The organism is Paraburkholderia madseniana, from assembly GCF_009690905.1.
In the GTDB taxonomy this organism is placed as follows: Bacteria; Pseudomonadota; Gammaproteobacteria; order Burkholderiales; family Burkholderiaceae; genus Paraburkholderia; species Paraburkholderia madseniana.
This window is the reverse complement of sequence record NZ_VOSW01000004.1, coordinates 46,666-67,590: the sequence shown is the minus strand read 5'-3', so window position 1 is coordinate 67,590 and position 20,925 is coordinate 46,666. Positions and strand designations below refer to the sequence as shown.

17 protein-coding genes are annotated in these 20,925 nt (G+C 61.3%); 1 reads left to right on the top strand and 16 read right to left on the bottom strand.

Translation table 11 applies throughout. From position 1 onward, the window contains the following. Positions 1-10: 10 nt before the first annotated feature. The 8 genes from FSO04_RS03405 to FSO04_RS03370 all read right to left on the bottom strand — a co-directional run bounded on the left by FSO04_RS03405 (position 11) and on the right by FSO04_RS03370 (position 8,080). On the bottom strand, positions 11-826 hold the full coding sequence (locus FSO04_RS03405; protein ID WP_154558365.1) for a 2-oxo acid dehydrogenase subunit E2: 816 nt from the start codon (positions 824-826) through the stop codon (positions 11-13). Between the two features lie 72 nt (positions 827-898). Beyond that, positions 899-1,129 (bottom strand): biotin/lipoyl-containing protein, encoded by a 231-nt coding sequence (locus FSO04_RS03400; RefSeq protein WP_154558364.1) that lies wholly within the window; start codon positions 1,127-1,129, stop codon positions 899-901. Between the two features lie 20 nt (positions 1,130-1,149). Further along, positions 1,150-2,172, bottom strand: coding sequence for an alpha-ketoacid dehydrogenase subunit beta (locus tag FSO04_RS03395; protein ID WP_154558363.1), 1,023 nt, complete (start codon positions 2,170-2,172; stop codon positions 1,150-1,152). Then, entirely contained in the window at positions 2,169-3,155 is a 987-nt protein-coding gene (locus FSO04_RS03390) for a thiamine pyrophosphate-dependent dehydrogenase E1 component subunit alpha (RefSeq protein WP_154558362.1), read from the bottom strand. Before FSO04_RS03390 ends, FSO04_RS03395 begins: the two co-directional genes overlap by 4 nt. A gap of 17 nt (positions 3,156-3,172) precedes the next feature. Continuing rightward, positions 3,173-4,879, bottom strand: a complete 1,707-nt coding sequence (locus FSO04_RS03385; protein WP_154558361.1) for an FAD-binding protein — start codon at positions 4,877-4,879, stop codon at positions 3,173-3,175. A 2-nt stretch (positions 4,880-4,881) separates the two neighbouring features. Further along, entirely contained in the window at positions 4,882-6,240 is a 1,359-nt protein-coding gene (locus FSO04_RS03380; protein ID WP_154558360.1) for an aromatic ring-hydroxylating oxygenase subunit alpha, read from the bottom strand. 158 nt (positions 6,241-6,398) lie between these two features. Then, positions 6,399-7,328 (bottom strand): electron transfer flavoprotein subunit alpha/FixB family protein, encoded by a 930-nt coding sequence (locus FSO04_RS03375; RefSeq protein ID WP_154558359.1) that lies wholly within the window; start codon positions 7,326-7,328, stop codon positions 6,399-6,401. 2 nt (positions 7,329-7,330) lie between these two features. Continuing rightward, positions 7,331-8,080, bottom strand: a complete 750-nt coding sequence (locus tag FSO04_RS03370; protein WP_154558358.1) for an electron transfer flavoprotein subunit beta/FixA family protein — start codon at positions 8,078-8,080, stop codon at positions 7,331-7,333. Positions 8,081-8,312: 232 nt separating this feature from the next. Between FSO04_RS03370 and FSO04_RS03365 the strand changes: the two genes are divergently transcribed. Continuing rightward, complete coding sequence (locus tag FSO04_RS03365; RefSeq protein ID WP_154558357.1) at positions 8,313-9,098, top strand: glucose 1-dehydrogenase; 786 nt, start codon at positions 8,313-8,315, stop codon at positions 9,096-9,098. Positions 9,099-9,171: 73 nt separating this feature from the next. On the opposite strand, the gene FSO04_RS03360 is transcribed toward FSO04_RS03365, so the two are convergent. From FSO04_RS03360 to FSO04_RS03325, 8 genes are all read right to left on the bottom strand, one after another. Beyond that, positions 9,172-11,640 carry an efflux RND transporter permease subunit gene (locus tag FSO04_RS03360; RefSeq protein WP_154558356.1) on the bottom strand — a complete coding sequence of 823 codons (2,469 nt, stop codon included), beginning with the start codon at positions 11,638-11,640 and terminating at the stop codon, positions 9,172-9,174. Positions 11,641-11,661: 21 nt separating this feature from the next. Continuing rightward, positions 11,662-12,738, bottom strand: a complete 1,077-nt coding sequence (locus tag FSO04_RS03355; protein WP_166618141.1) for a WD40/YVTN/BNR-like repeat-containing protein — start codon at positions 12,736-12,738, stop codon at positions 11,662-11,664. Positions 12,739-12,836: 98 nt separating this feature from the next. Continuing rightward, on the bottom strand, positions 12,837-14,198 hold the full coding sequence (locus FSO04_RS03350; RefSeq protein ID WP_154558354.1) for a DUF1329 domain-containing protein: 1,362 nt from the start codon (positions 14,196-14,198) through the stop codon (positions 12,837-12,839). A gap of 39 nt (positions 14,199-14,237) precedes the next feature. Next, entirely contained in the window at positions 14,238-15,881 is a 1,644-nt protein-coding gene (locus tag FSO04_RS03345; protein ID WP_154558353.1) for a DUF1302 domain-containing protein, read from the bottom strand. Between the two features lie 379 nt (positions 15,882-16,260). Further along, the gene (locus tag FSO04_RS03340; protein ID WP_154558352.1) at positions 16,261-17,487 is read right to left on the bottom strand and encodes a cytochrome P450; all 1,227 of its coding nucleotides are present in this window, start codon (positions 17,485-17,487) and stop codon (positions 16,261-16,263) included. Positions 17,488-17,634: 147 nt separating this feature from the next. Continuing rightward, a complete protein-coding gene (locus FSO04_RS03335) occupies positions 17,635-18,738 on the bottom strand; it encodes an acyl-CoA dehydrogenase family protein (protein ID WP_233464728.1) in 1,104 nt (367 codons plus the stop codon). Between the two features lie 39 nt (positions 18,739-18,777). Then, entirely contained in the window at positions 18,778-19,995 is a 1,218-nt protein-coding gene (locus FSO04_RS03330; RefSeq protein ID WP_154558350.1) for an acyl-CoA dehydrogenase family protein, read from the bottom strand. A gap of 53 nt (positions 19,996-20,048) precedes the next feature. Further along, positions 20,049-20,918, bottom strand: coding sequence for a MaoC/PaaZ C-terminal domain-containing protein (locus FSO04_RS03325; protein WP_154558349.1), 870 nt, complete (start codon positions 20,916-20,918; stop codon positions 20,049-20,051). Between the last annotated feature and the right edge of the window lie 7 nt (positions 20,919-20,925).

Genomic DNA, 20,925 nt, shown 5'->3' with positions numbered 1-20,925 from the left:
TGTCTGCGGTTCAGGCTGCAAGTGCCTGAGGGTCGGCGAGCAGCGTGGCAATCAAGGCCGTAAAGCGCGCCGCATCCGCACCGTTGATGACCCGGTGGTCGTAGCTCAGCGAAAGCGGCAGCGTCTTGCGCCAGTCCACGCCGCCATCGTCCGAGGCCTGCGGCATCAGCCGGGTTTTCGTCACCCCGAGAATTGCCACTTCGGGGGCGTTGATGATCGGCGTGAAACCCGTGCCGCCAATCCCTCCGAGCGAACTGATCGAAAAGCAGCCGCCCGACATCTCCGCCATCGAAAGACCTTTCTCTCGCGCCTTCGACGACACCGCCGTCAGTTCCGCCGCCAGCTCCAGAATGCTCTTTTTGTCGCAATCGCGCAGCACCGGCACCAGCAGGCCGAAACGTGTATCCACCGCCACGCCGATGTGAAAGTACTTCTTCAGCACAAGGTTCTTGCAGTCGCCATCCAGCGAAGCATTGAACTGCGGAAACGCCTGCAGCGCGCGCACTGCCGCCTTGATCAGGAACACCAGCGGCGTCAGCTTCATCGTCGCGCCGCCGTCGTTGTATGCCTTGCGAAAAACCTCGAGGTTCGTGATATCCGCGTCATCCTGATGGGTCACGTGCGGAATCGTCAGCCAGTTACGCGACAAAAATGCACCGGTCAGCTTCTGGATGCGAGAAACCGGCTTGATCTCGATCTCGCCGAACTCGGCGAAATCGACCTGCGGCCATGGCGGCAGATACGCACCGATCCCGGCTTGCGCCGGACCGGTCGCCGCGGCAGGCGCCGCAACGGGTGCTGGGGAGGAAACGGATTCGACGCTCATTGCAGATGCCTCGCTAGACTGTTTCGACCAGGATGAATGATGAATGACGAGTGACGGATACCGGGTGCCGGCTCAGACGATTTCCGCCAGTACCGTGCCGACCGGATACACCTCGCCTATCTGGGCGACGATCCGCAGCGTTCCCGACGCCGGCGACTCGACCTCCTGCACCGATTTGTCGCTCTCCAGCGCATAGAGGGCCTGGCCTTCGGCAACTGTCGCGCCGTCCTCCAGGAGCCATTCGGTCAGCGTGCCTTCGTTCATCGAAAAGCCCAGCTTCGGAAGCAAAACCTGTGTGGTCATAAGTGCACTCTTCAGGATGATTAAAGTCCGGATACGGCTCGCGAACCCGTGTCGTCGAGCGTTGCGCGAATCGCGGCCTCGATCTGCGCCGCGCCCGGCACAAAGGCGTCTTCGAGCGGCTTCGAAAACGGCACCGGGCAAAACTGCGAGCCGACCCGCTGCACGGGCGCCTTGAGCGACCGAAACAGCGATTCATAAATGCGCGAGGCTATTTCCGCGCCGACACCGAACGGCTTGACCGCTTCGTGCACGACAACGGCGCGGCCCGTTTTGGCCACCGAGGTCAGGATCGTATCCATATCAAGCGGGGAGATCGTGCGCAGGTCGATCACTTCGCACGAGATTCCGGTCGTACCGAGCTGGGCCGCCACGGCCATCACGTCGTGCACGCGGCGGCTATAGGTGATAACCGTCACGTCCGTGCCGTCGCGCACCACGTTGGCCGTGCCAAGCGGAATGCGCACACCACGCTCCGGCGCCTTGCCCGGGTTCCAGTAGCTCGGCAGGTTCTCGATGAAGAGGCACGGGTCGTCATCTTCGATACAAGAAAGCATCAGCCCATAGGCATCCGCGGGCGTGGACGGCGCGACCACCTTGATGCCCGCGACGTGCGCGAACCACGCCTCCAGATAGTCGGCGTGCTGGCCACCGGTACCGAAGCCGGCGCCGGTCATCGTGCGGATCACAAGCGGCACATGCGTCTGGCCGCCCGACATGAAGCGCAACTTCGCCGCGTGATTGACGATCATGTCCATCGCGACCGTCGTAAAGTTCATCAGCATGATCTCGGCTACCGGACGCATGCCGACGATTGCCGCGCCGATCGCCGCCCCGATGATGGCCTGCTCCGAAATGGGCGTGGATCTGACACGCGATGTGCCATATTTCGACGACAGCCCTTTGGTCACACCGACAATGCCGCCCTCCTGGCCGTCGGCCACGTCCTCGCCGAGCACAATGACGTTGGCATCGGCAGCCATCGCATCGTCAAGCGCGAGGTTGACCGCCTGAATCGTATTGATGTCAGTCTGTGTCTGGTTCATGCCGGCACCTCGTCTTTGAAGATGTCGCGCCGCAGTTCGGCGACCTCAGGATAGGCGCTCGTCAGCGCGAACTCGACCGCCGCATCGATTTCGGCGTTGTGCGCTGCTTCCATCTCCGCCAGTTGCGCTTCAGTTGCATGTTTCGCGGCGATCAACCATGCGCGGAACAGCGGCACCGGATCTTTCGCAACCCACGCCGCTTTCTCATGCTCGTCCATGTAGGCATCCGGGTCGCCGAACACATGGCCGTGGAAGCGAAACGTATTCGCTTCGATCAGCGTGGGGCCACCGCCGTCGCGGGCCCGTTCGATGGCCTCGCGCGCCACCCGATGCATCGCGATGGGATCGTTGCCGTCGACCGTGATGCCGGGCATCTGATACGCCGCCGCGCGTTGCGCGATGTTCGGCACTGACGTCCCGTATGCGTATTTCGTGTGTTCGGCATAGCCGTTGTTCTGGCAGACGAAAACAACCGGCAGTTTCCAGACCGACGCCATATTCAGCGACTCGTGAAAAGCGCCGATGTTGGCCGCGCCGTCGCCGAAATAGGCGACAGCCACGCGCGGTTCACCCCGAATCTGCGCCGCAAGAGCGAGGCCGTTCGCGATGGGCATCGAACTGCCCACAATGCCGGTGGTTACCATCACGCCGGACGCAGGATGGGTCACATGCATCGGGCCGCCCTTGCCTTTGCAGGTGCCGGTGACACGCCCCCCGAGTTCGGCCCAGAGATCCTTAAGCGGCACACCCTTGGCGATCATGTCATGCACGCCGCGATAGATCGTGCAGATGTAGTCGTCATTGCTCAGGCAGACGGACACCGCGGAAGGAATCGCCTCCTGGCCGCGCGGCGAGTAATAAGGCATGACCAGCTTGCCGGACTTGATCACTGCACGAAAACGCTCGTCGTTCTGCTTGATGAGTGTCATCCGCCGATAGATATCGATCAGCACTTCACTGCTGGGCGGTTGCTGGACTTTCATGCGAAGCTCTCCTTCGATCACCAGATCGTTTGGGCGCCGCTGGCATGCAGCGCGGCGATGTAACCGAATACGAACGACGCGCCAATGCTGCTGCCCGCGCCCGGATAGCAGCGGCCCACCACGGACGCCGTGCAGTTGCCCGTCGCGTAGAGCCCTGGAATCAGCGACCCGTCTTCTTTCAGCACGCGGGCGTACTCGTCCGTCACGAGTCCACCGGCCGTGCCGACGTCGCCGGGGTACATACGGACCGCGTAAAACGGCGCCTGTTCGATCGGGCCGAGATTCGGATTCGGCTTGATCGTCGGGTCGCCATGACAGCGGTCGAAGGCCCGCGAACCGCGTCCGAAATCGCTGTCCACTCCTGTCGCGCAGAACCCGTTGAAACGCGTCACGGTCTCCTGTAAGCCTGCAGCGTCGATACCGCATTTCGCCGCCAGCTCTTCGATCGATCCGGCCTTGATCATGTAGCCGCTATCGAGCCATTGCTGCGGAATCTGCCCCTGCATCGCCGAACCCCAGGGGTAATACTTGCGCTGACGGCTATCCATGACCACCCACGCCGGAACGGCTTTACCCGTCTCCTTCTGACGCCGGTACATGCGTTGCCCGATCTCCATGTAGGCGCCGGCTTCGTCGCAAAAGCGCTCGCCATCCTGGTCGACCATGATCGAAAACGGCAGCGACAGATCGAGGTGATGCATGAAGGGAAGCGGCGAGCCGTCCGGCGCGCGCGCACCCTCGGGCAAGGTCTCATTGGGACCGAGCGAAGTCACGACCCACCACGCCTCTTCCATGCAATCGACGGCTGCGCCGAGACCCACAGCGGCTTCCAGCACTTCGCCGGTGTCGCCCGGATTGGCGTTCGTCCAGTTGCTCGACGACGGTTGCGGCTGATATTTGCGGCGCATTTCGGCGTTATGTGAAAAGCCGCCGGCGTTCAACAGCACGCCCTCGCGCGCGTGCACGCGCATTTCGCGCCCGTTGCGGATCGCGACCACCCCCGTGACACGGCCGTCCTCAACGATCAACTCGCCCACAGGCGTATCGGTCCAGATAGGAATATCGGCACGCAGCGCCATTTGCAGCATGCGCCCCTGAAGCGCGGCACCGTTCGAAACCAGCTCTTTACCTGTGATCTTCTGATACAGCATGCGGCCCGCGAGCTGCATTGCCTTGCGTTTGCCACCCCACGTGCGCTTTAGCAGGAACAACTCGGTAAACTCATTGGAGTTGGCCGGGATCGACGGGCCCTTGTATCGCGAAAGCTTCGGCGCCCACTCGCCCAGTTCCCTGATGTCGAACAGTTTGGCCAGCAGCGAGCGGCCACGCGGCTCGCCGCCCGGCAGCGTGTCGTAGTAGTCCGACCAGCCGTCCGCATAGACAAACTGCATGCCCTGCTGTTCGAGGAACTCGGCCATCTTCGGACCCGTGCGCAAATACGCCTCACGACGCGCCGCCGATGTTCCGGGGCCCTGATAGGTAACCGCGGCATCGAAATATTGTCGCGCGCGTTCGTAGGAGTCGTTCACGCCGTGGCGCTTCATCACGTGATTGTTCGGCAACCACCAGACGCCGCCGGAATACCCTGTTGAGCCGCCTACTTTGCCCTGCTTTTCGATGATGAGCGCCTCTTTGCTTGCGGTCTTGCACGCAAGTGCAGCGCACATCGAACCGCCGCCGCTGCCAACCACGACGAAGTCATAGCTTGCATCCCAGACAGCCATGCTCAATCCCCTTGCGCAATGAATTCCCGCAATGCGCGGTGGAAATTGGACACGGACGTCTCCTGAAGCGGGTTCGTGCGCGCCCCCTTGAAGCCACGCGATTTCATACCCTGCTGCACATTCGTCATGTTCTGAAAGTCCTGCCAAAGGATCAGACCGAAATTCTCGATTGCGTTCTGCTTCCAGTCATCAACGCCGTGGTAGATCTCGCGCTTGAGCGGTGGCTCCGCACCCGGCGCATAGCGAACCAGCGACCAGATGTCGTAAATGCAGGAATCCGGATTGTCGCCGTCGGGCCGCGCGCGGTAGAACAGCGCACCGTCGGGGTAAGGCAGGAAAATCAGATTCGGGAACACGTGCCAGTCGGCGCCCGCACGTCCCATCTGCTCGAACGAGATGTCAGGCCAGCCCGCCCCTTCGGCCACGGCCGCTTCGCGCTGGAACTCCATGGCCTTCGCCAGCACCTCGAACTGGTTGCCGCTCGGCGCCATCTCGGTCAGCAGACGTTTGGAAGCTTCGTAGTCGCGCGCCGAGTTGATCGCCTTCAGCGTGTCTTCCATCACCTTGAAGAAATTGACCAGGCCTTGTCGCACGTCTTCGGGCATCGGCTTGCCGGTACGCGGTGAGGGGGCGCCGATAAAGCGCGTGGCCGTCGCGTAACCGAACATGCCGTGGCGTCCATAAGGAAAGCTGCGAGTCACATCGTCGCCGGCGACATCGAGGAGTTGCGGGTGCGTGGCCGAGACGTGATAGCCCTCGTTGAACGCCTCCAGCGCGACCTTCCAGTTGCACGGCAGCCGGATCGACTTGTACCAGCGGTAGCGCATCTTTTCAAACTCGAAGCAGTCCGTGATTTCAGGTACCGGTTCGAGAAATTTAGCGAGCGGTTCCGCGTCGGGATCCATGTTGATAAATACGAATCCACCCCACGTGTCCACCCGCACTTCCTGCAGCCGCAGATCGCTGTCGGCCATGTCGGGGCAGCCTTCCCAATCGCCGCGATCGAGCACGCGTGCGATGCTGCCATCAAGATTCCACTGCCAGCCGTGGAAGTTGCAATGAAACTTTGCCGCCTTGCCGCAACCATTGGTCAGACGCCGGCCACGATGCTGGCAAACGTTGTAGTAGGCTTTGATCCGGTCGGCCGCCGTGCGCACCACGATGATCGACTCACCGATTACATCGAACGTGACATAGTCGCCTACCGCGGGAATCTCCTCGAGCCGGCATGCCACCTGCCACACGCGCGGCCACAGGTTGCGCGTTTCCTGGTCGAGGAACTGCTTCGACAGGTAGCTATCCTTGGGGACAAAATCGAGGCGGACCGGATGCTCACCCGAACCGGAATTCGTGTCACGCATTGATATCTCCTTCATGGTTTCGTCGGCTCGCGCACCGATTCTGGTTTCTTCTCGCCGGCTCACCGCCCATCGGGGCCAGGTGACGCATCAGTCGGTATATATGAACACCGTTCAAAATACTAGGCTGACGGTGAGAACCTTGTCAATCCGGTCCAACGTCAGCCCAGTGCCGCTGTCAGCGCCGGTACGGCCTCAAAAAGATCGGCGGCGAGGCCGTAGTCGGCAACCTGGAAAATCGGCGCCTCGCTGTCCTTGTTGATCGCGACGATGACCTTCGAATCTTTCATCCCGGCCAGATGCTGGATCGCGCCGGAAATGCCGACTGCGATATAAAGCTGCGGCGCTACGATCTTGCCCGTTTGCCCGACCTGATAGTCGTTCGGCGCGAATCCCGCGTCCACCGCGGCGCGCGATGCGCCCACTGCCGCACCGAGTTTGTCGGCGAGCGCGTCGAGCAATCTGAAGTTATCGCCATTCTGCATCCCGCGGCCGCCTGAAACCACGACGCTGGCGGCCGCCAGTTCGGGCCGGCTCGATCGGGTCAACTGCTGGTCGACGAAACGTGCCCGCTCATAGGCTGGCGCGGCCGGCGCCGACTCGACCGGCGCGTTGCCCTGCAACGGTGCGGCGTCGAAGGCGGTCGTGCGCACCGTCAACACCTTCAGCGGATCGGCCGACCTGACGGTGGCGAGCGCATTGCCGGCATAGATCGGCCGCACAAACGTATCGGCCGCCTTGATGGCGACGACTTCGGAAATCTGCGCACAATCGCGCAACGCTGCGACGCGCGGCATGAAGTTTTTTCCGACGGCCGTGGCTGCGGCAATCACATGGCTATACGACTGAGCAAGCGACAGCACCAGCAGCGCGAGATTTTCAGGAAGTGGATGCGCGTACGCGGCAGCGTCTACGTGCAATACCTTGCTGACTCCGCTGACTTTCGCTGCATCGGCCGCGGCTCCCCCTGCTTCATGGCCGGCTACCAGCAGATGAACCTCACCGCCGATCTGCGTTGCGGCAGTAACGGCGTTGAGCGTCGCGCGATGGAGCGTCGCATTGTCGTGTTCAGCAATAACGAGGATGGACATAGTCAGATCACCTTGGCTTCATTGCGAAGTTTTTCGATCAACGTCGCGATGTCGGGCACCATCATCCCGCTCTTGCGCGCCGCCGGCTCGGTGACTTCGAGTACCGCAAGACGTGGCGCAACATCCACACCGAGTGCTTCAGGCGTCAGCGTGTCGAGCGGCTTCTTTTTCGCTTTCATGATGTTGGGCAGCGTCACATAGCGCGGACTATTCAGACGCAGATCCGTGGTGACAACGGCGGGCAGATCGAGCGCGACGCGTTCGAGCCCGCCGTCGATTTCGCGCGTCACGGTCAGCACGCCGTCCGCGATTTCCGTCTTGAAGGCGAAGGTGGCTTGCGGCCAACCGAGCAGTCCGGCGAGTTTCTGCCCCGTCTGACCGGCATCGTTATCGATGGCCTGCTTGCCGAGCAGTACCAGTTGCGGTGCTTCCCGTTCGACGATCGCTGCCATGAGTTTCGCAACCGCCAACGGCTGCAACTCTGCTGGAGTCTCGATCAGGATCGCCCGGTCGGCGCCCATGGCAAGCGCGGTGCGCAAGACTTCCTGCGACTGCGCGGTGCCGGCTGAAATCACGACGATCTCGGCGGCAACCCCTGCCTCTTTTAGCCGTACCGCCTCCTCCACCGCGATTTCATCGAACGGATTCATGGCCATCTTCACGTTGACCAGATCGACGCCGGAGCCGTCGGATTTGACCCGGGGCTTCACGTTGTAATCGATAACACGCTTCACCGCGACCAGTATTTTCAATTGACGCTCCATGCTATTTTCTGAACGATGTTCTACATTCTGAACCAACTCTTTTGCTGTTGTCAACGACAATGGCTTTTGCAGACCCTGCCCCGTGTAAACCCCGTTTCAAGGTCGCCGGAATATATCCATAATTTAGAACATCGTTCGTATTTCAAAATCCCGCGCAGATCGACTGACTGCGTGCTCTGCCGCAGGATCGCCGGCGGTAGCTCCTGATAGAAACTCGCCCATGAAAATGTTTTCTCTCGATGGTCAGGTTGCGCTTGTCACGGGCGCTTCGCGCGGCCTGGGGCTGGCGATGGCCAATGCGCTTGCGTGCGCCGGTGCAACGGTGGTGCTCGCAGCCCGGTCGCGCGCCGGTCTCGACACAGCCGCGGCGTCCATTCGTGGCGGCAGCAGCGCTCTGATCGATGTCGAGCCATTCGATCTCGTCGATCAATCCGCCATCGAAGCCGCCGTGCAGAACGTTTTTGCGCGTCATGGAAGGATCGACGTCCTGCTGAACAACGCCGGCATCTGCGAGTGGAGCGACTTTCTACAATCAACACCGCAGATGTGGCACCGCACCATGGACACCAACGTTACCGCTGCATACCTGCTCGCGCGGCAAGTGTCGCCGTCGATGATCGAACGTGGGCACGGCCGCATCATCAATGTCGGCTCGTATGTTTCGGTACTCGGGCGCGAAAAGCTCCAGGCCTATGTAGCGAGCAAGCATGCGGTGGCGGGTCTCACCAAATCGCTTGGAGCCGAACTGGGGCGGCACGGAATCCGCTGTAACGGCATTTGCCCCGGTTACTTCATGACCGAGATGGCCGAACCTGTCACGTCAAATGCGCAAATGAAGGAGATCGTCCGCTCGCACATCTCCGTCGGACGCTGGGGGCGCCCGGAGGAACTCGGGGGCGCCGCGGTGTTCCTCGCCTCCGAGGCGAGCTCTTATATGAACGGCCAGATGCTGATGGTCGACGGCGGCGTTTCGGAGATTCTGAGCTTCCCGATGTCGGTGGTCTAGCCTCGGCCAACAGCGGGTGCCGCCAGGTGGCCGGCGCCCGCAGCACGCATGGCGCTTGAGCGCCGCCGGGCCTTCACGCGCCTTTCGAGTTCTCGGCGAGTGCTATCGCGCTGCGTAACTCCGCGTGCCCGGGCCGCGACGATACCCCGCGCAGCAGAAAGTGGGACAGCGACGGGATCAGAACCAGTGCGCCGATCATGTTGGTGACGAACATGAAGGTCAACAGAATGCCCATGTCGGCCTGGAACTTGATCGGCGACCATGCCCACGTGACGACCCCGGCGGCCAGCGTGACACCCACCAACGCCACGACCTTGCCGGTGAACTGGACCGCCCGGCGGTAGGCGTCCCGCAGCGGCAAGCCGGCGCGCTGATAGTTGAGCTGCACCGACAGCAGATAGAGCGCGTAATCGACGCCGATGCCTACGCCAAGGGCGATCACAGGCAAGGTCGCCACCTTGACGCCGATGCCCAGCATCACCATCAACGCCTCGCATAGGACCGATGTGACGACGAGCGGCACCAGTGCGACGATGGCGGCGCGCCAGCTGCGGAACGTGATCAGGCAGAGCAGGACGACAGCCCCGTAGACCAGCAGCAGCATGCGTTCATTCGCTTCCTTGACGACGATGTTGGTCGCGGCATCGATACCCGCGGATCCGGCAGCCAGCAAAAATTGGTGGCTTGCGTCCTTGTGCGCATCCGCGAAACGTTGTGCCGCGTCGAGCACGCGAGTCAGCGTGGCGGCCTTATGATCGGTCAGGTAAGCGATGATCGGCATCGTATTGCACGCTGCGCTGATCAGATCGGGACGATCAAGCAAAACCTGGAAGAGCGAGCGATTCAGAATCGCCGGTGTGCGATTGATCGTGAACCACTTCGGATAACCTTCATAGGCACCGGACGTCACGAGCCGGGTGAGAGACGCGGCCGAACTCGTGGTCTGCACGCCGCTCACATTTTGCAAGGCGATCTCGAAGCGGTCGACATCCGCCAGCATCTGATAATGATCCGCATCGCAATTGGGCAGTGACGATTTGCCGATCACCACGAACATGTCGCTCGACAGACCATAGTGGGCGTTGATGAAGGCATTGTCCCGGTTGTAGACCGAGTCCGCTCGCAATTCAGGGGCGCCCGCGTCGAGATCGCCGATCTGCAGACGCTGGCTGACCGCAAAGCCTCCCGCGGCCAGCAGCACGGTCACGGCGATCGCCCCCGACGCCCAGCGCCGTTCCGTGAAGCGGTCCAGCCAGTTCCACAGGCTCGCGACGCGCGAGCGGCTGCCGGTTTCCGCGGCCTCTTCGATCAGCGTGCGCCGCGCGGCCGCGGGACTCACGCCCACATACGACAGCAACACCGGCAACAGAAGAAGATTGGTGAAGACCAGCACGCCCACGCCGATGCTGGCTGTCAGCGCAAGATCCTTGATGACCGGGATATCGATGATCGTCAGGACGGCGAAGCCCACCATGTCGGCCATGAGCGCGGTGAGACCCGCGAGAAAGAGCCGCCGGAAGGTGTAGCGCGCCGCCACATACTTATGCGTGCCGCGCCCGACGTCCTGCAGGATGCCGTTCATTTTCTGGGCGCCATGCGACACGCCGATGGCGAATACCAGGAATGGCACCAGCACCGAATAAGGATCGACGACGAGACCCAGCGTCGTGACGATGCCAAGTTGCCAGAGGACCGCGACAAGCGAACACGCGACCACCAGAAACGTGCTGCGCGGGCAGCGCGTATAAAAGAAAATCACGCCGAGCGCGATGGCCGCCGCAATGCCGAAATACGCCATCACCTGCTTCAGGCCGTCGATCAGGTCACCGATCAGTTTGGCAAAACCAACCACGTGGATGCGAATGTTGCCGTGCTGCTGCGTGCGCACCATGTCGTCGAGCAGCTGCGAAAAGTGGGCATAGTTGATCGGCTTGCCCGCCGCGTCGCGCTCGAGCAGCGGCACCACGATCATGGTCGACTTCAGATCGTTGGCGACGAGCGAACCGGTGATGCCCGCGCGCGCGATATTGGTTCGCAACGCGTCGATTGACGCAGCCGAACCGTTGTACGTCGACGGCATGACCGGGCCGCCCGCATAGCCCTTTTCGGTGACGATATTCCAGCGCACCGCCGGCATCCAGATCGACTTGACCCACGGTCGGTCGACGCCGGGCATCAGAAATACCGCGTCGTTGATCTTTCTCAGCGACTCCAGATACGCGGGGTCGTAAATGTCGCCCTGAGTATTCTCGATCACAATCCGCAAACTGTTGCCGAGCCCCTTCAGGTCGCCCTTGTTCGCCAGGTAGTTGCGGATATACGGGTTCGACTGCGGAATCATCTTTTCGAAGCTGGCATTGATCTGCAGCCCGGTCGCCACCTTGATGCCGAAAAAGACCGACAGCACCGCGCACAACAGAATCAGGACAAGCCGATGATTGAAAACCAGCCGCTCCAGCGCGTTGCCGGACTTCGAGTCGAACGCACGGCGCTCCTTGACCACGGGCATGGAACTGATCTGCTCATTGTTCTTACCGGCCATCATGTGCTCCCTTTGCCGCGATCACTTGAGTACCCCGACGTTCTTTACGCCCCCGGCGCCCACTACCACGATGCCGCCGCGAGCGAGGCTCGTACCGTCCCAGAGCGACCACGCCTGCCCCGCCGCATTCGCCGCACTGAAGCTGGCGCCGCCGTCCGTGCTGATCAGCACACGCCCATCCTGGCTGAACAACGCAAGCCGCCCGTCGGCAAGACGCGCGCCGCCCAGCAGACTGGCTTCGCCGGGAATGCCGACCTTGATCCAGGTCTGCCCGCCGTCCACGCTGCGCATCGCATTGCCACGCAGGCCATAGAGAATCAGATTGTCAGGCGTGCCGACGATGCCAAAAAAGCTGCCCTTGTACGGCACCGAGACCTTGACGAACTGTTGCGAGGTCTCGTCGAGGCGCATGACCAGTCCCTGTTCACCGACCACATACAGCGCGTTGCCGATTCTGCGTATCGCATGCAGGTTCAGTGCGTCCTGTTCGTTTTCGGTGTGGTCGAACCACGGTGTCCAACTGGCCCCGCCATCGTCGGTCCTGAAGATGATATTGAATGAACCGATGATGAAGCCCGTGCGCTCGTTATCGAACCAGGCCGACAGAAACGGCCGCCCCGGACCGTCGTTGACGAAGCGCCGCGCTTCCTCGAGTCCGGCCGCAACCTTCGGGTCCGACTGGTCCCGCTTCTGGTAATAGGCCAGCATCAAGGCGGCCGCCGACCGGCCGTCGAGTTGCTTCGTCCATGTCGCGCCGCCGTCCGCGGTGTGCAAAACGATGCCGTCCTGACCGGTCGCCCAACCCGCGCGCGGCGAAACGAAATACACCGAGACCAGATCCGAGCTCACCGGCGCGGAAACCTGGCGCCAGGTCCCGCCATTGTCGTCGGACAGGACGATCAGTCCGCGTAAGCCGACCGCGACCAGCCGGTCGCCGGCACGGGCCACGGCGAGCAGCGGTGCGGTCTGCGCATGTGGGTTGGCGGTGGCCGGCGTATCGATCGGATCGGCGAACGCGGCAAGCGCCGGCTGCGAAACGGTCAACGCGAGGGTCAGCGCAAGCGCCGACACCGCCACGTTCATAGAGGTACTCAGCATCATGTCTCCTTGTGCTCGCCTGATACTCGCTGGCCGCACCGGGCGAAACCCGCTGCGGCCCTGCCTTTCGAGGCTATGCTGCCGGCCCGCGCAAGGTATCAGCGGATGCCAGTCGACTGCATTCGTTCAGGCGTGAAAAACCCGTTGGGAAAGTCCACGTTGAAGAAAATGCCGGAGGTGTCCGCAGGATGACTGCCCAGCAGATACACCCCGCTATTGAAGTCGAAGAACCAGTTGCCGAGTGAATACGGAACCTGGGCGTCGTAGGCCGGTACCGTATCGGCAAAGCCGCCTCGATATAGTTTGCCGGCCTGATCATAGGCATCCATCATGCCACCGCCCAGATCCTCGTCCGTATAGAGGATCTTTTTGCTGTACAGGTGCCGCGCACCGGGTTTGAGCGTCAGTTCAAGCACACGCACGCGGTGCAGTTCCCAGCGAATCAGGTTGGCATTGGGGAAATGCGGTGTCAGCATGTCCTTGTCCGAGGTCGCGTACTGCCACTTGTATCCGTTGTACGGAATGTACATTTCCTTGGTGCCGAGCATCTTGACCTTCCAGCGATCGAGCTTGCCGTACATCAGTTGGATATCGTCCATCGTGATCACGCCCGAGTAGCCTGGGTTAGGCGTATCGTAAGCGAGATCAGGGGCGACGCGCGTGCGGCGCTGGCCCGGCGAATACGACCAGCCCGGCCAGTCACGCGAACTCGCGGTGTAGTCCCAGAACAGCGATGTCTCGCCCTTCAGGCGCGCGGGCGCGGCGTAATCGTTCATCACCTGGTACCAGACGCCATCCGATTTCTTGAACCCGTCCCGGCCGAGCGTGGGATCGTAGTACGGAAAATAGATGCTGCTTTTAAACGAGCCCGTCAGCACCGGGTTGCCCGAACTGTCCATCAGCCAGGTATTGACGAAGTTCTTTTGCCTGGTTCCGACGAAACGCATGATGTAATTCCAGAGCGCTTCCTCGCCTGTCTTCGCAATCGGGAAAGGAATACAGCCAAAGGCGCCTTCGATATCCTGCCCGCCGTTGGTCAACTTGGCCTGCACCGCATTGATCTTGCAATTTTCACCGTACCAGTCCGGAAACGATGCACTGCGATGGGTCGGATAGACCATCATCTTGTAATCGGGAAAGCGCTTGAACAGTTCCTTGGACGACTCGCTCAGCTTGTCCGAGTATTCCTGCCAGTTCTGCGCGGTGATCGTCAGAATCGGCTTTTCGCCGGCAAACGGATCAAACCACTTGCCGCTATTAAGCTTAGATTCCGCAGGCGCCTTGGTCACTCCTCCGGTGTATGCCGGAATCTGTCCGTCCGCGCTGGCCGCGGCGTCCGCGCCGAACACTGTGAGCGTCGTGCCCAGCTTGGCGGCTTCTTCGGCCGATACGGATGCGTGCACTGTGGAACCATAGGTGGCGGCGATCAATACAGCCGTCACTAACCTTGGGATGTTCATTTGCGAATGTCCTCTGAAGTACCAGATAGTCGGCTTTGGTTAAAGCGTGGTCTGATAGGTGATCCCGATCCAGCCCTTGTCGGAATATGGCGCGCCGTTGACATTGGTCGCTGTTTTCTTCCAGTTGGTATAACCCGTGTAGGTGAGATTCACGATGTGCTTGTTGTAGATCGTGAATTGCAGGCCTACCTGGTAGATGTTGCTGCCCTGGTTACCGCCATCGACAGTCGGTGTATTGCCGTGGATGTTCCATTGTACGAACATCGGCAGGTCGAGATCGACGCCGGGAAACACCTGGTTCCAGTGCGGCGTGAACGACACACCAAAGGTGTAGTAATTTTTCGTCGCGCAACCCAGCGCGACCGCATCGGCTGCTTTCGTGCAAGCGGCGGAGTAACCCGGCGCATTGAAGTTCTGCGCGCCCGAAGTCACCCTGAGCAGGTGGGCCACCGCGATTTCCATGGCGAGCGGCGCCTCGTTCCAGAGCGGTGTCTTACCGAGGTATGTGGTTGTGTTGAGCAGTGCGTGCAACGTGTCACCACGCGCGCCTTCGAGCGTGCCCGGTGTGGCGCTGCCGGCCGAAGCCAACGGCGTATTGCGGCGATACGACACCTCTGCGCCGACCGCCGTGCCGCCAATCGTGCTGTTCACGCCGAGGCCCAGCAATTGAACCTTGTTCGCGTAGATATCCTCGGTCGTGAAATTGTTCGGATTAAACTGGGCGAACCACGGTGTCTTGTAGCTGAAGCGGCGATAGGTCAGCTCGACCGTGCTCGAGAATTTTTCAAGGCGATACTTGGTTTCAACCCCGAAGTCCCCAATCTTGCCTTGCGGGCCCCTGACGTTGTAGATTGGGAAGTTCGGCCCCGCATACGCGGCGATCGGCGGCCCGTAGTCGATGGAATCTGAACCGCCGAAATAGGTGCCGCCTTCAGGATAGCGGTCGTGCGCCCATTCGAACGAGTAGTAGCCGCTCAATTGCATCCGCTCGGTCAACTGGGCCGACATGGCGACCTGCCCGGTCGGCAGCGACAGTTCCTTCAGCGATGCCCCGGGGCTTTGCGTCGCGGCAATCAGATTTTGCGGAGCCTGCGATACCGCAACCGAGTTGACGCCGCCCACGCTGCCGATCAGCGACTGCCCCCAGATTTGCGCGAGGCGCCCTACCTTGATGTCAATCGGAACGGGGCCCGCATTGACGGTGGTGAATCCGAACGCGTCGCGCACCTCCGCCGACGGTCCGATGTAGTACTTCTTGATGTAGCTGGTGTAGTTATTCCCCGGGTAGTTCGCAACACTTTCGAGACCCGGCCCGCTCTTGTCCTTGCTCGAATAGGCCGCGTCGTACCAGCCCGCAACACTGAACCGGAAGCCGGTCGTCCCCTTGTACTTGAAGTCGAATTCGCTCGTCACGTCGAGCCGCGCGAGTATGGTCTGGTAGCGCCTGAAGGTGTTGTCGCCTTCGTCGTAGCTCGGGTTGTTACCGATCGCCGAGTTGATGCCCTGAAGCCGTAACCCATAGTTCGCACGAACCGTCGTATCCAGATCCATCTCAATGTCCGGATTAGGCGTCGTAAACGTGAACGCCTGCGCTCCGTTCGCAAAACTGCCGCAAACACCAACCAGCAACATCACTTCAAAACGACGCCGGCAAACGGCCCCGCCTTTGGAAATCCGATTCATTTTGTCTCCTCCGCGAGGACATTCACACGACTTCTATTCGTTGTATTTTTCGCGTCGACTTGCTTCCCACATTTCAAGTTCATCTAATACTTGAATGCTGTTCAAAATGATAAACACCGCGTAGTGGGGTGTCAATAGTGTTTTCCAGTAGAAATCGGGACCCTTGCACACCGCTGGACTGAGGTATTGAGCAGCCGCCTGAGACGTTAGGAATCCGTCTAAAGTCACCCATGCGGGATCGATTCGCGCGGCTGGCGAATGGGGATAACGGCTGCGCCGGGCCCGTCACAATAGGACAAACAGACCTGTTGTGGCTGCCCACCTCGGGATGTCTGACGAAATGCGACCAGGGAGGCCGTCGATCGTCATCACATGGGGTTCATTTCACGTCCCAGACCAGCGGCAAGTGGTAGAGCGTGCCGTTGACGCCGCCATGCACACCGGCTTTGGCGCCGGGCCTGAGCGAAAAATCGGGGATGCGTTTGAGCCACTCCTGGAGGAACACCTTGATCTCGACGCGGGCGAGGAATGAGCCCGGACAACGATGCGCCCCATTGCCAAAGGTGGAATGAATCGGTGTCGGACGGTTGAAGTCGACTTCGAGCGGATTCTGGAACTTGCGCTCGTCCAGACCGTGCAGGGTTGTCGGTATGACGATCATGTCGCCGGCCTTCATCTGCACGCCCTGGTATTCGAAGTCATGCGCGACCTGACGTCCCTGGTTGACCACCGGAAAGCGGCGCAACAACTCATCGACCGCTTTTTGCGTCAGGTCCGGGTGGTCGATCAGATGTTTGCGATGCGCGGGGCTTCCCGCGAGGAAGTTCGCGATGAAGCCCATCGCAGAGGCGACCGTATCGAGGCCGCCGATCAGGACGAGCCCGCACAGCCCCTTAAGCTCCTGATCGCTCAGATCACGACCGTCAATCTTCGATTGAACGATCCGGCTGATCAGATCGTCGCCCGGATTCGCCCGGCGCTCGGCGATTTTTACGCCGAGATATTCGAAGATCGCGCCGAGCGCTTCAAGCTTCTGCCCGGAGGAAGCAGGCCGCACCATCTTGTCCGCCAGGCCCAGCAAATAGTCGCGATCTTCCGAGGGCAGCGCCACCATGTCCATGAAAATGCCGATGGGCAGATGTTGCGCGAACTCGGAGACGAACTCGCACTCGCCCCGCGAATAAAAGCCTTCGATCAGCTCGATTGTCATTTCGCGCGCCTTTTCCTCGAGCTTGCTGATCGCTTGCGGCATGAAGGCAGGCGCAATCAGCGCGCGGTAGCCGGTGTGTTCGGGCGGGTCGAAAAAGATTGGCGGCAGCGGCGCGTGGTCGACCAACGGCACCGTCAATTGGCGCGACGAAAATTGCTCGTATTCCTTGAAGATGCGGTAGATGTCGTCACCGCGCGTCGCGATCCAGTGGCCGCCGTTACGCGGCGTCCAGAAGATGTCAGGCACGGCGGGGTCGTGCAGTTTCTTGAGCGCGAGATGATAGTCGTCGGCGGCGCCGGGCGGATTGTATATGTCGAAGTCGACCACCAGTTGCGTCGGCACGTGCGCGGGAATAGGCGCCACTTCAGGCGTCGCGCGTTGATTGCTCTCTGACATTCGATGTCTCCTTCGTGATTCCGGACCAGCTGGCTGGCTCACACAATCGCCACGCCGACAATTTTCTGAATGACGTTCACATATGTATCATACATTTTCTGATACTGGAACAACATAAAAAACGGGACAAAAGCGCACGCCGCCGCGTTACAGGTGCGTCCCGTAGCGCTCGAGATGGTGCTCGGCATCACCCCATGTCATATCAATGCAGGTCAGCCGCTTGAAGTACCAGCCGACTGGAAGTTCTTCGGTCATGCCCATTCCGCCGTGCAACTGCACCGCCTGCTGGCCGACGAACCGCCCACACCGGCCGATCAGGTTCTTGGCGGCGGACAGCGCCCGGCGCCGCTCGTCGGCATCCGCTCCGGCCAGCCGCGATGCTGCGAAGTACACCACCGAGCGGGCCTGCTCGACCGCCGTCAGGATGTCGGCCGCGCGATGCTGAAGCGCCTGGAACTCGCCGATGGGTCTGCCGAACTGGGTGCGCGTGCGCAGGTAGTCGTAGGTCATCTCGGCGAGCTTCGCCATGGTTCCAACCGCTTCCGCGCATAGCGCGAACAGCCCGTGGTCGACGGTCCATTCCAGCAGGCCATAGCCGTTGCCGATCACGCCCAGCACCGCTTCGGACTCGATCGATACGCCCGAGAAGTGCACTTCGGCGACCCGCTGCCCGTCCAGCGCCGGGAAACCTCTGAGCGTGACGCCCGGTGTCTTCGGGTCGATCGCGAACAGCGTGATGCCGGTGGTGTCGTCCTGCGCCCCGGAAGTCCGCGCCGACACCAGCAGCAGATCGGCGCTATCGCCGTGCAAGACCACGCCTTTGCGACCATCGATGACAAAACCCTCGCTCGAAGACCTGGCGGCCGTTGTTACGTTCGACAGATCGAATCGCGCGCCAGGCTCAAGCGTGGCCAACGCCGTTTTCACACGGCCAGCCGCAAGCTCGGGCAGCCAGCGCTCTTTTTGTGCATCGGTGCCGGCGTGGCTGATCAGCCGCGCGCCAAGCACCGCGGTCGAGAGATAGGGCTCCAGTACCAAACCCCGACCCAACGCCTCCATCACGATCATTGTCTCTGCCACGCCCGCGTTCATCCCGCCGTATTCGTCCGGAACGTTGAGCGCGAAGAGACCCATATCGGCCAACGTGTTCCAATGCTGTTCGGACCAGCCGCGCGGCGTCGCCGATAGCTTGCGCCGCGCCTCGAATGAATATTCCTTCTCCACGAAGCGGCCCACCAGGTCGGCCAGCATCTGCTGCTCTTCAACGAGCGTGAAATCCATGACGTGTCCTCAGATGCCAAGCGCGAGTTTGGCGATGATATTTTTCTGAATCTCAGTGGAACCGCCGTAGATCGAGATCTTGCGCCAGTCCAGATAGTGCGGCGCCAGCGCGTTGAGCAGTTCGCCATGCGCCGTGGCATCCGCGCCTTCGCTCCAATCCGGCTCGAGCGCCTGCGGTACAAACGGCACCGCGTAGGGCCCCGCGCACGCCATGATCAGCTCGGTGAGTTCCTGCTGGATTTCCGAACCGCGGATTTTCAGCACCGAGGCCTCGGGTCCCAGCGGACGGCCGGCCGACTCGGCGGAAATCGCCCGCAACAACGACCATTCGTGCGCGATCAGATCGATCTCGACCTTCGCGATCCGGTCGCGGAAACGGATATCGTCGATCAGCGGCTTGCCGTGCTTCCGTTCAGTCCGCGCGATTTCCTTCAGCCGGAGCATGAAGCGTTTGCAGTTGCCGAGCCCCGCAATATTGGTGCGCTCATGGCCGAGCAGATATTTGGCGATCGCCCAGCCACGATGCTCTTCTCCGACAAGATTGCCATCCGGCACTTCGACGTTTTCGAAGAACACCTCGTTGACGTCATGGCCGCCATCGAGCGTTCTGATCGGCCGCACGGTAATGCCGGGCGTCTTCATGTCGATCAGTAGAAACGAAATGCCTTCCTGCGGGCGGCCATCGCTGTGGGTGCGTACGAGACAGAAAATCCAGTTCGCCCACTGTGCAAACGAAGTCCAGATCTTCTGTCCATTGACGATATAGAACGGCTTGCCGTCGCGTGGAACGCACTCGGCGCGCGTCTTCAACGAAGCGAGATCGGAGCCCGCGCCCGGCTCCGAATAGCCCTGACACCACCAGTCCTCCATCGACACGATGCGTGGCAGAAAATAGTCGCGCTGCGCGGGCGTGCCGAATTTTTGCAGCACGGGCCCGACCATCGACAGACCGAACGGCATCTGACGCGGCGCACCTGCGGTAAAGCACTCTTCATCGAAGATATTGCGCTGCGTAGCGTTCCAGCCCGCGCCGCCGTATTCGACCGGCCACGCCGGCGCGCCCCAGCCATTGGCCGCGAGGATGCGCTGCCAGCGCACGTAGTCGTCGCGCGGCACGTGGCGGAAATTCAGCACGCGGTCGCGAATCTCCGTGGGTAGCCGGGCCGTCACAAACTCCCGCACCGATGCGCGAAAGACCTTATCGTCGTCACTTTCTCGCAAATCCATCAACCCTCTCCTTTGACGATGGGCGCGCCCTGGACCGCCAATCGGCCCCGCTCTCAGCCGATTTCGACAACGCCGTTGTTCAACACGACCACATCGCGTGCGTCGACGCGTGCCCGCACATGCACGCGTGTGCCGCTCTCGCGCCAGAACTGAAATCTGATGACCTCGCCGGGATAAACCGGCGAAGTCATCCGTAGCGCAAGCCGTCTGAGCCGCGCCGCGTCGTTTCCGGCCAGGGTGCGAATCGCGGCGTAGCCTGCCATGCCGTACGTCGCGAGGCCGTGCAGGATCGGTTGCCTGAAGCCGGCCTTCGTAGCGACTTCGGGGTCGGCATGCAGCGGATTCGAGTCGCCGGAAAGACGGTAGATCAGCGCCGCCTGCGCCGGGGTCCCGAACTCGAATTCGTGGTCGGGTGCGCGCTCGGGAACGGGCGGCAAGGCTTCGGGCGGCGCATCGCTCTCGCCGGATTCCGCGCTGAAGCCGCCGTCGCCTCGCAGGAACGAGACCTGCCGAACTTCCGCGAGCCGCTCGTCGCTCTCCGCTTCGAACAGATCGCGCCTGAGTTCGACGATTGCGCCCTTGCCTGCGCCCTTATCGGAAACAAGGCTCACACGCGTCTTGCTGACGATGGTGGCGGCGGTCGGCATCGGACGGAGGAAGCGGACGTCCTGTTCGCCGTGCACCACCTTCAGATAGTCGACACCTGCGCGCGGGTCGCGCATCCACGATTTGGGCCATGCAAACGCCGCGGCACAGGTCGGCATCGCCTGCAGGTCTTTCTCGTAGACGTAGCGAAGTTGCGCCGCGTCGAGAGGATCGCCACCGATGCCAAGACCCAGCGCGTATAACATGACATCGCGTTCGGTGTAAGTGTGGGTGACGTCTTCGATTGGCCAGTTCTTGATGACTTCATACTTCAGCATGACTTTG